A 12,176-nucleotide genomic window follows, 5' to 3' on the forward strand; every position below is an offset into this window, starting at 1 on the left:
ACTTGCTTGTAAAGAGGATAGCCATGTGCTTATTTAGCAACCGACTGTCCAAACTGGTAAAGATAACGGGCAAGTGCTAACATTGCTACATCATCCAAAATACCAACCCCACTCAAATTGTTAAGAATTGCCCACAGGGTAATCGTTCCAGCAGTTCCAATAGCAGCCACCTTTAAAGTTTCGGGCGGTATTGGTATGGTGTAATAGCGACCTGTTAATTCATATCCGGCTTTTCCTTCAGCTTTAAAAGAATTATTAGAGTATGGAATTATAACTTCCGTTGACAGAGCAAACTTGTTTGAACCAGGGTATAGCTTCAATCTATTGTCGATAATGTCACTACTTCCCATTGAGTATGAAACTTCTGTGTTGAGTTTGCCATTGTTGTCCAGCTCTACTTTGGTCTTAGGAAAGCTGTTTTTAACACGGCGATAGATTTCAGTTCCCAATACATCTTCTAGTCTGTCACTCTTCTGCTCTACATAAATAGACAAGGAGTTTTTGTCGTTCAGTGAATAGCCCACTTTATTCGGAGAGTTTTTAGCCCACCCCTTGACTTTACCCTGCACTTTTGAATCCTCATAAACGAGAATGACGAACCCATTTTCACTAGGTATTACAGTAGGTAACGGCTTCGGTAAACTTTTGACCGTGATTTTCTTCTCAAACTCAGGTAATAAATTAGACTTAGGAATACTTGATGTTGGGCTGTAATTTGATGAGTTACCATTTTGAGGTTTCGATGCAAAAGAAGAAAACTGTGTACCCGATGTTTCTTTTTCGGTATGATTAGTCTTTGGCAGATAAACCGTTTGACCAATCTGTAGATGACGAACCTCTTCTTCAGTAAATGTGCTGCCATCTGCTTTGCGAAGTTCGTCCCACCGACTCCCATCACCCAGTTTTTCCTGTGCAATGTCCCAAAGGGTATCACCAGCCTTGATTTTGTATTCGTAGGAGTTACCGGATGTGGAGTTGCCGGACGTGATTTCCCCCTTGAGAATAATCTCAGGTTGTTGATTACCTTCTTGCTGGTCGATCGAATCCCACGGTAATCCGGTCTCTGGATCTGTATAAAAAGCCAACTCTCCTCTCGCGTATGCTTCTTCTAACATCTTAGGCAGTTTTTTCTTTTTTGCCTCTGGGAGCAGATCGTCAAAAGTTTCAGGTTTCTCTGGAGGATCTAAACCTGCATCGTCTTCTAAAGTTTCACTATCTCCATCCTGTAACAGATCGTCTGTTTCATCTTCCACATCTTCATCTAAATAGTCGTTAATGCAAACCTCACACTCATCCTTCCCTGAAATCTTATCAACCATCCCCATGAGATCATCTTTCCAAAGACCCAAAATGCCATTCAAACCAGACAACCAACCCTCAATTCCACCATTCTTAATCGCATTACCCAAGTACAAAGCGGTATTACCAACATTACTGACTTTCTCCAAAATCCCAGCAACAGCAGTATTAAAATTACCAGCAAAACTTTGACCGATCGCGAGCGCCCCATTAAAGAAATTGCCGATCGCATTCAACCAATCCCCACTTTGAATCGACTTAATACCGCCATAAATCATCTGCGGTGCTTGTTGCAAACTTTGCACCACAGACAACATAACTTTCTGTAGCGTGCCGCTACATTGATTGATAAAACTGCTCATCCCCGCCGATGCAGCACTCGCCACACTACCGAGAATTTGCAAGAAACCCATCACACTTTCGCCCGACATGAGCGATCGCGCCCCAGCGAAAGCACCAGAAGCGATAGTTTGCAAAGTTTTAATCGTCTGTGCTGCGGTTTTTGCAGTTTGACTCGCCATCTGACCTAAACCGCCACTGATAGCAGTTAAACCCGTCATAATGCCACTGAAAATCGCTCCCATCCAGTCACCATTTATGACAGCTTGAATCGTATTAATTGCCCCACTAACAGCACCTAAACCAATAGAAAAGGGAATCAGTGCAGGAAAAGCAGGAGAGAGAATCATCAAAACAGTGCTGAGAATCCCCGTAACTTGGGAAATAATCCCCAATATCTTATTCCAAAAAGCCTTCTTCCGAGCCTTCCGTTCCGCAACCCGCTGCTTAATAATCTGGTCCAACATCTCCTTAGACTGCTTAGCCAAATCCTCAGAAATATCCACCGCTTGTTCCGCATAAGCAACCTTAGTCAAAGCCTCCATATACAGCGGCTCAATCACCTGCTTTTCACCCGATAATTCCTCAGCACGCTGCAACTCTTTCAACAATTGTTGAGAAGCACCTTGCAAATCCGTCTCGGCAGTTTGCAACAACTGAGTATCCCACTGTTCCTCTAAATCAATGCGATTTATCTCAGTTTTGTACTGTTGAACTTGTCCAATTAAGCCCTCCATTGCCTTCAGCAGATTTTCCTGAATATTGGCTGCTTCTTTCCCTTGCAGCGCTTCATGGATATCACCCCGCGCTTCTGCTAACAACGCCTTCAAATCCGCTGGTAAATCAGATTGCTGCTGAGTTTCCAAATCTTTCAGCGATGCGAGAAGTCCCGCTAATTGTGTTTGCAATTGCACCGGATCGTCCGTTGCTTCCAGGGTAGTCATTCCCAGATTTCCCCGCGCCTGATTTAAGGATTGCCGCAGATTATCTTCCGCTTGCAATTGCCGCAACAGTTCGATTTTGGCAACAGTTTCGGTTCTCTGACGTGCCGTTTCTACTCTGTCTCGTTCCATCCTCGCTTGTACAGCTTCATCAATTCCCTGCTGGCGCGATTCGGCAATTTCTTGCTCTAATTGCGCTTGGGCTAAATTCAGTTTTTCAATGGTTACTAACTGAATAAAAGTTTGTTCCGTTTGTTCGCGGATGCGGGTAATGCCATCCAGACGAGCTTGAGCAATGGCTAATTCCTGCTCTTTTTTCTCCTTTTCCTCCTGGGTAGTGGCAATTTTGTCATTTAAATCGCTCAACAATTTAGCAGCGGTTTCTTGCTGTGTTTGCAGCGTTTTCATCTGCGCCTCGGCGGTTTTTCTCGTCGCCCCAAAGGCATCAGCTTGCGATCGAGCGCGGCGCTGTAACTCCCGGTTATTCAGCATTTCCTGATAGTATCGGTCTGCTAAAATTCGGTCTTCTGGCTTAGCTAAACCGGGGCTAGAGCTATTGCCTTTATCGCCTGCTAAGTCGCTGTAATCGCGATAGTAAATCTCTGCCGCCGTCGCCATATCGTTGTGCTTAGCTACATCTAACAGCGCTTTCGCTTCTTTGAAACCCGCGTCAGTTGCTTGCTGCAATCGCTGCAAAATTTGGAACTCTAAATAGTTGACTTCTTGCTGTTTTTGTGCAGCTTGCAGGGTGTAGTTAGCATTCGCCTGAGTTGCTTCTACCAGCGCTTTCAGAATCTGTTGATTTTCCCTCGCTTGCTTGAGATGTTCGTCATTTTGCACCAACAAATCTTCCTTCAATTGTTGCAATGGTGCGGTGAGAATCTTGCTAGCAGCTTCAGCTTGTTCTGCTAAACGCTGGGCTTCGGCTAAAGCAGCGCGGGCATCTTGCAATTGTTGCTGCAAATTGCTAGTGTCGGCATCGGGGTCTTTGGTGTAGGCATCGAGTAACCTTTGTTCGGCAAGAATTACCTCGTTTTGTGCTGTTAACAGCGTGCGTTTTTGAGTCAGCGCGGTTTGCTGGGCGGTGAGGATTGCAGCTTTATTTATCAGTAGCTGCAAGGTTTGTTTTAACTGTGCTTCTTTGCTGTATAAGTCTTGCAAACCATCTACAGTAGCACCTTGTTTGACAAATTCGGCAATTTGATTAGTAATTGCTTGCTGTTGCTGTTTCAGGGAATCAATTAGCGCTTTCGTGCCTGCTAATTCCGGTGCTAGGGCTACACTTTGCCGCTCAACCCATTTTTCTACATCAGCAATTTGTTGCTGAGTTTCTATGGCTTGTTTGTTCAGTTCGCCGCGACGTGCCAGGATATCAGCAACAGCAGCGCGATACTCCTCAGAATTAGTATCGTATTCTTCCCATTGTTGCTGCACTTTAGCATTTTGAGCGGCGGCTTCAGCCTCGGCTTGTTCTAACTGTTGCTTCAGCGTTGGCAACAGATTTTCTAAGAATTCTAATTGAATTTTGTCACCAGGAATCGACTTGCGAGCCTCTTCTAATTGTGCAAAGAAATCGCGGGATTCTTTAACAGGAGGTTGGGCTTCATTGGCCGCATTATTTGCCTCAGTCCACTGTTTCGCCAATGGTTCGATTCGCTCTTTTTCCTTGCGCCATTTATCGGCTTCTGCGAGATGTGCAATTCCCTGTTGCCGCAACTGGGGAAATATTTGGGAATATTGACTCCAAAGAATCCAATTATGGTCAACATGGGTAACAGTCTCCCAATGACCTTTTCCAGAGCGTCTTTTAACCCAGCGTTGCTCGTACCAGTAAGGGCCATTTTTGCGACTGACCGCCCAATTATAAGCCGCTTGTTGTTCGTACCAAGCCGCTTGTGCTAAAGCCGCATAACCTTGCGCTTCGTGTGATGCTTGTTCGGCTTTTGCTTTATCAAATAGCGCTTGATTTGGATTTCGCCCTTCGACAGCATCAGCAGCTAGCAATGTATCCACTGTTGAATTTAACAAGTTGGATATGTGCTGATTTGGGCTACGTCCTTCTAAAGTTGCTCCTTGCAACAAATTAATCGCTGTACCGTTTTCAGGATGGTCTTTGAGGAATTGCGCTCTTAATTCTTTAGTAGCTGCATCTATCTCTGTATGAGATGTTTTGGAACCTAGAATTGCCTGTATTTGTGCTTGATAATCCTTCAATTCCTGCGACTCAACACCGTAACGAATCGCAATAGGAGCAATTTCTTGCCACAACTCATCATCCTGTTTAATGCGGAGTTTAATTTTCTCAATTGCTTGCTCAGTAGAAGTAACACTACCATCAAGTGCATCGGCGAGATTTTCCACAACCCCCAGAGTCTTAATCCCGTCCTCCAGATTCGCCTCACTCCGCTGATAGTCACCGTATGGTTCAGCAAATCGATCGTTAATTTCAGCTATCAAATTATCAACAGATTCAGACAATTTTTGCTGATTATCACCCAATTTTTTAGTCATCGGGTTGCCCTCTAATAGGTCTTGAGTTGTGTTGTTGACGCTATTAGTTAAATCTTGACGAACTTGGTCAGTAAGTTGGGCATGAGCTAGCACGGTATCATCTTTAATTGCCGCCTCAGCCGCGTTTTCGGAATTGAGTTGAGACTGCAAAGCATTGAGGCGATTTTCATTGCTTTCTAGCTTCTGGCGGATTTCTAATTCTTGCTTTTGCCGCAAGGGAAGCAGCGCTTCTGTTGCCTGTTTCAGCAATTTTTCTAAATCGTCAGCGGCAGTCTGACTCGATGCTTGCAATGCTTCTAAACTACTAAGCTGAGATTTTGATAATTGAATCAAATTCTTCAGATATTCCTGACTCACCGGATCTGTTGTATTGGCGAGTTGTTGTTCCCAATCAGCAACTAATTCATTAATGCTATTGATTTGATTTGTCAAATCCTGGCCTTGACCGCGCAGTTTTTCCAAATGATTATTGACTTGCGGCTCGACTTGTGTAGCAAAGAAATCAACATCGGATTCAGAAGCCAGCATTCCCAAACCAATTAACTGACGCAGTGCTGTTGATTTTAATTGAGTTGTTTGGGCGAGTTCTCCTGCCAGATTTGCGGCCTGAGATGCTGCATTTTGGATGGTTTTAATTAGTTGGTTTTCTCGATCTTGCAGGGGTTGCAAGCGCTGATTCACAGAGGCGATCGCACTTTGTACCCGATTAAACTCCGCTTCCAGTTGTGGCACTCCTCCCAGCGCTTGTAACTGGGAGTTAAGAGTGGCAATTTGTGACTGTTGTTCGGCGGCTTTCTGAGTGAGTTCGTTAATTTTTTTAGCTGCTTCTTGACGGCGTTGCCACAGTTTGTTCCGCTCATCTGCGATAAATGAAGCTGCTTGCAAATGACTGCGATAGGCCGCAGCTTCGCCAGCATTGTAAGCCCAAGCACTGCCGTTCCAATACCAGGTTTTTTGCCGACTTGCTTCAGCTAAATTCAAGTAAGCTCGTTCCGCTGCTGCGAGTCCAGCATCGTTATCGATCGCACTTTGAATCACTAAATTTTGATTGCCGATTTGCAGGTTTGTAAAAGCGAGAGCTTGTTGAGTATCGGCAAGAGATGTTTGGAGCGATCGACCTTTTTGCAAATTATCTTGAACAGGCTTTAATTGTGACTGCAAATCTGCCAATTGTTGCCTGTCTGCTGCTCCAGCTTGACGAGTTGCCAATAAAGATTCAGTGGCAGTTACTTGAGTTTGATTTGCTTGCTGCCATGCGTTCCAATCCTGCTGATACTTAGTTTGTAAAACACCAGTGCGATTGAGAACATCGAGGCGACTTTGCAGGCGATCGACTTCACCTTCCACTTGCTCCAAGTATTGACTGGTAAGTTCAATTTCTCGATATTTGTCAATCAGTTTTTGTTCGGTATCAGCTTTGAGTTGATTCAGCTTTTCTAAATCTTGGACAAGAGTATCCCGCTGCTGTTGTTGTTGCGATAGTTGAGCATTTAATTGTGATAGCTGAACTAAAAGGTTTCTGTCTGTTTCCAGTGTGCTTATTTGCTGTTGAGCAGTGGCAATTTGAGGCTGCAAAGTGGCATTGAGTTGTTGTGCATTTGAGGTAGCTAAATCTCGCTGTTGTGCAAAAGAATTAGCAGCACCTTGATGATTATTTCGATAGACGGCTGCTTGGGGATTAGGCAATCGTCCTTCGTATCTGCCATAGGAGAGATAGTGCCAGTAAGCTAATTGTCCGTTCCAGCCAAAGGCTTTTGCAACGTCAGGGTAATAAGCTAGATAAGCATCGGCATTAAACACATAAACCTGACCGTTCCAGTAATTAGCTGCATTTTGATTAGCTTGCCGTTGCTGTTCCAATGAGTTAGCAGTAGCAAAGGCTTGATTGATTTGATTTTGATAGCCTTGTACCGCAGATTTTTGCTGCTGAATTGCGGCATCTGTAGAGGCGATCGCACTTGGGATATCCGTCAGTTGTGCTGCGGAAATTGTCGAAAAACTGGATTGAGTTTGGGCGATCGCACTTTCCGTCCCTTCAATTTCCTTGTTTTTATCAACAATTTGTTTTTGTTTAGCCGGAATCTGAACATCTTCTAAATCTGCTTTCTTCAAACCCAATTCGCGATATTCTTTTTTGAGTACAGCCAGAGCTTTATCTGTTTGTGCTTGCTCAGTTTTTCCTTGAGTTAAACGACTATCTAAATTATCAAACCCGGCGAGGAAATTCGCGCTACTTCCCTCGACACCGTGCAGGAAATCAAGGTATCTCTGTAGGGGCAATCCCCCCGTGGTTGCCCCTTGTGTGGTTGCCTTAAGTTTTTGCTGTTCCCGTTCAAAATCATTAATTAAAGATGCGATCGCCAATCGTTCCGGCGAATCAGCCAAAGCCATTGCTAATTGGTTGCGCTGCAACTTAGCCCAAGCCAATTCTTGCTCTAAATTCTGCAAATAACTTGCCCAGTTATCCAACTGTTGCTGCAAACTCTCGCTAGGATTTTTCTGCAATTGATTCTGCAACTCCAGCATTGTCTTGAACGCATTCAGTTGTTCCGATTCTAACTTCTCAATTTGTTTGTCAACCGCCCACAACCTCTCGCGATAAGGCAACAAGAAACCAGCAGTTTCTAAGAAGTTTTGCAAATTCTTCGCAGCTTCAGCTTTCTCAGCTTGAATTGCCTCTAACTTAGCCTGACTTTCTTTCAACCGATTTTCGGTTAAATCGGTTAACTGCTGTTGCGCGGGAATCTTTTCATTTTCCACTCTTTGCAGTTCTTTTTCAGCTAGATCGATTTCTTGAAGTAGCGTTTCTAACTTTTGCCGCTGTACCGGATCGTGCAAAGCAAACAAATCTTTTTCCGCTTGCAAGCGCAACGCATCCGCCGCAATTTCATAGTCAATTCCCTGTTTCAAAACAGGCCAATCTTTAATTCCCGTTTCTAACTTTCTTGCCTGTTCTTGCAGCGCGCTTGCTTGTTGCTGTGCTTGTTGCGCCAACTGTGCGTAAGCTTGCGACTCAGAAGCAGCTTGATTAGCTAATTGTTGAGCCATATCCCGCGGCCCAATATGTTCGGGATAGTGTACCCATCCATAAACAGGTTCGGTATTTTTTCCAGAACGACCAGTACGTTTAGTACCTACTTGTTGCCAACGATTAATTTTAGAATTGTGCCAATTAGCTTGAATTTGATTTTGTTGCTGGCGCGACCCAGCAATAACAGCTAAATTGGTATAATTTTCAGCAATCTTTGCTTGTTCTGCGGCCTGTTGTTGCAAAAGTTGCAGCACTTTACCAGCTTTATCGAGACCTTCTTCACCGAGATTAGTTGGTTTTGCTTCTAGGAATTGAGCGTACTGATTTAAAGCACCTTGCTGCTGTGCTGCTTGCTGTGATAATTGCTGTAAACTTTGAGAATTTTGAGTAGCAATTTGGGATTGCCATTGCGATTGATTTTTCTGTCTTGACAAGTTTGGGTCATTTGCCCAACCCCAAATTTCTCGCCGGCGGCCGGATCTGCCTTTTTCTGTACCCACAGGTTGCCAGCGGAGGGGATTAATGTTATTAGAAATCGCACTAAATCTCGCCGCTTCTGCATTTTGAATCGCAGCTTGAGCCTGGAAATTAGAGGCAAATTGTTGTTGTTTATTTGCTGCTTCGCGCCAAGGTGCGGGATCTGTTTGCAAATTATCGCCAACATTCGCAAAAGGATTGAGCAATTTAGCTTTAGCTTTAGCCAAATCCGCCTCAGCTTTGGCAATTTGTGCTTGAATTCCCTCTAACAGTTTTTGAGTCTCTGTCTCTAAAGCAGATTTATTTTCCCCAAGTTTAGCTAACCTATCCTCAAGTTCCTTTTGCTGTGTCCAAAGATTTTGCAGTCGCTCGTTTTCAATTTGATAGTGACTCGTTGCGAGGGCTAATTCTTCGACTCTTTGTTGGTTGTGAGCATCAGTAATCCCAGCATCAGTGCTCACTTGTTGATACTTATTCAAAGCATCAGCAATTTTCGCGATCGCGTCAGATTCTAAATCTGACAAGTTGAGAGACGGATTACCCAAATCTGCTAAGATTTGCCACTGTTCGAGTAAATCTTGCTGGGCTTTTTCTAAGTCAGAAATCGCCTTTTGAGTTGGCTCAGATGCAGGTCTAGCTAAAGTCTCTACGCGACCTTCCCCGCTGAAAAAACTTACCTGCCCCCCTGATTTTACGGGGTCTAGAGTTGGTTCCATTGACAAAGCGCGATCGATCGCACTTTTCACATCTACCAAACCCGCCCCAGTTTCTTTATCCCATCCAGGTGTATTCAAATCCGCTGCTGTATCTATCAGCAATTGCTTGACTTGTGTCAAACTTAATGCTGGATTTGCCGCCCAAACTAAAGAAGCTGCGGCTGTGACATAGGATGCCGATCGCGAAGTGCCGACAAAAGCATTAGGATCGTTCGCCCACGAACCCCCAGGAGCCATTAAATCGAGTCCGTCACCGTAGGCAGAATAGTCAGTTTTAGACTCAAATTGATCGACAGCACCGACAGTAATAATGTTATCAAATATCTTGCTAGCCGCTCCCAAAGCCGACATTACCCCGCCCGTATTGCCTGCTGAGACAACTAGCAAAACATTATTTTCGCGGGCATATTGAATCGCTGCTTGTTCTTCAGGAGTGAGTTCGTAACGAGTGGTAATGCCGATATCATCTAATTGGGATAAATCGAAACTGAGATTGGCGATCGCCCGATTTTCACCATTTGCTTTCACCCCATCTACAAACCGCCTCAATTGCTCAGCCCAATCCCCCCGATTGACGGTAAAAGTGTCGTACTTAGCCAGAGAATTAATCGAGGAAAATGCAGAAGTAACTCGCTGAACGTGTTCTCCCTCCGTAAAGTCAATAAATCCAACTTTCGGCTGCTTAGCATCAGAGGGCAGCAGAGAAATAGCCTCATCAGCATTCAGCAAAAACTCATCAAATACCGTGGAATCAGGCTGGCTTAAAGCTTCCCCTAAAGACACTGATAGCCCGAATTCCGCTCCCACTTCTGGACTTTGCAGTAATTGTCGGAGAGTGGGAATATTGCTGTCGCTTATGCCAAGCTTAGCCAGAGAATCTGGTTTATTGAACAGCGGCAGGGCATCGGGATATTGCTCTAATAAAGTTGTGAGATTGATCAGGGATTCTGTGGCTGCTTCGCTGCTCAAACCTTCGCTGAAATTTGCCGAATTTTGATTAATGACTTTCGTTAAATCTGTCAGGGCAGTATTGACAGCAGCAATGGAATCCGTACTGAGATTGCTAGTAGTAACTGAAAAGTTGTGAATGACAGAATTACCTGCTGCATCCTTTGCCCGAATTACGACATCAGTAACGCCCGATTGTGGCAATCCTATCAGTTGTAACTTATCTTCCTCTAAACTAACAACTAAAGAGGCACTGTTACCCTCAACCACTTCATACTTTAAAGTGCTAGCTTCGGGGTCAAAAAACACTTGAGCGAGGTCAACTTGGCGGGTAGGTTGTGCTGGAGTTAAGGCAAAATCTACAACGGGTTTAATCGCAGGAGGCTTATCGTTAACTAAGGACTTAGTTAAAATTTCCTGGCCTGCTTTTGACTCCAGCCATTGAGTATTGGCATTGACATTTGCTGCGAGTTCTGGTACGTTAGCCGTCGCGCCATCGATCGCAAAAATTAAGTCATTAAAATCGCGATCGGCCTGGTTTCCTGGTATATCTTCCCAAGCAAAAGTATTACCTTTTCCAGTGAAATCAGCCAGCATTACTTGACTGTCGGCATTAGCTGCTGGAATCGAAAACAGGGGAGTTTTATCCTGCCAAAGACTGGGAGATTCCGATATCTCTTGCACAGTGCCATTAGGAACTAACATCACTGCAAATTTAGCCCCTGGTGGCATCGCAAAAGTTTTGATACCTTGGTATTGACCATGATTAACATTTGGTTCGCCAAATTCACCGCTAAATCTCGCACCTTCCAGGCGATCGCGAATCGCAATATGACCCAATTCTGAACTGCTTAAAGCACGTTTAACTGCTTCTTGTCTAAAAGCATCAGAATTCGGCGGATATTGCTCCATTCCCGATAAATTAACGATCGCAATTTCTCCCTCATAAAGACCGCCATCAACGAGGAAATCAAAGCTGACTTGACCCGTTTCGCCAACAGTCCATACTCCAGGTGTGATATTCGACAATGAGTTAGTTGTAGGAATATCTAATTCTGATTTAGCGACTTCTTGAGTTGGGAGAATAACTGGATTTTGAGCGTTAGTAGTTTCGACAGTTGACAGATTTGTATTAGTTTTTGTTTGAGGTTCAGTTAAAAAAGAATTAGGCACTTCGATCGCAGAAACCGGGTTTTTTACCAAATCTGCGGGCTGCAACGAAGTATTTTCGTAGAAAAACCCGGTTTCTGAGTCCTCGTCGGTAAGTCCTATTAAAGTTGATGCTGTTTCCTGAGTTTCTGAAGTTGTCGCATCTTTATTTATATTGAGTTCATGATTAGTGGAAGTCGGTGCGATCGCCTCTATTTTCGTTTCAGTTTCCACGGCTGTCATCACAGTAGGCTCTGAAGCCCCAGCATCTTTGATTGAGGGAGAAACAGAAGTTGCGATCGGCTCTTGTTTACTTTCAATTGTCGTGGCTTTCGGTTCGGAAACGGAAACAGAGTGAGTCGCGGCTGTCGGCGCGATCGCCTTTTTTTCCTCTTCAATTGTCACCGCTGGTGTCACAGTTATATCTGAAGTAGCAACCTCGGTTTTCGAGACAGATTCATTCGGAGTGGAAACAGGTGCGATCGGCTCTTTTTTCTCTTCATTTTTCACCGATGGCGTCACTGTTATATCTGAAGTAGCAACCTCGGTTTTCGAGACAGATTCATTCGGAGTGGAAACCGGGGCGATCGCCTTTTTTTCCTCTTCAATTGTCACCGCTGGTGTCACAGCCTGATCCGAAGTAGTAACCTCGGTTTTCGAGACAGATTCATTCGGAGTGGAAACCGGTGCGATCGCCTTTTTTTCCTCTTCAATTGTCACCGCTGGTGTCACAGCCTGATCCGAAGTAGTAACCTCGGTTTTCGA

1 protein-coding gene is annotated in these 12,176 nt (G+C 44.5%); it reads right to left on the reverse strand.

Annotation, left to right across the window (positions count from 1 at the left end):
* Window positions 1-29: 29 nt before the first annotated feature.
* Window positions 30-12,143, reverse strand: coding sequence for a DUF4114 domain-containing protein (locus tag QT992_RS14700; protein ID WP_333338962.1), 12,114 nt, complete (start codon window positions 12,141-12,143; stop codon window positions 30-32).
* Window positions 12,144-12,176 lie beyond the last annotated feature (33 nt).

Origin of the sequence: Microcoleus sp. T3_D1 (genome assembly GCF_036700405.1) — a bacterium.
In the GTDB taxonomy this organism is placed as follows: Bacteria; Cyanobacteriota; Cyanobacteriia; order Cyanobacteriales; family Microcoleaceae; genus Microcoleus.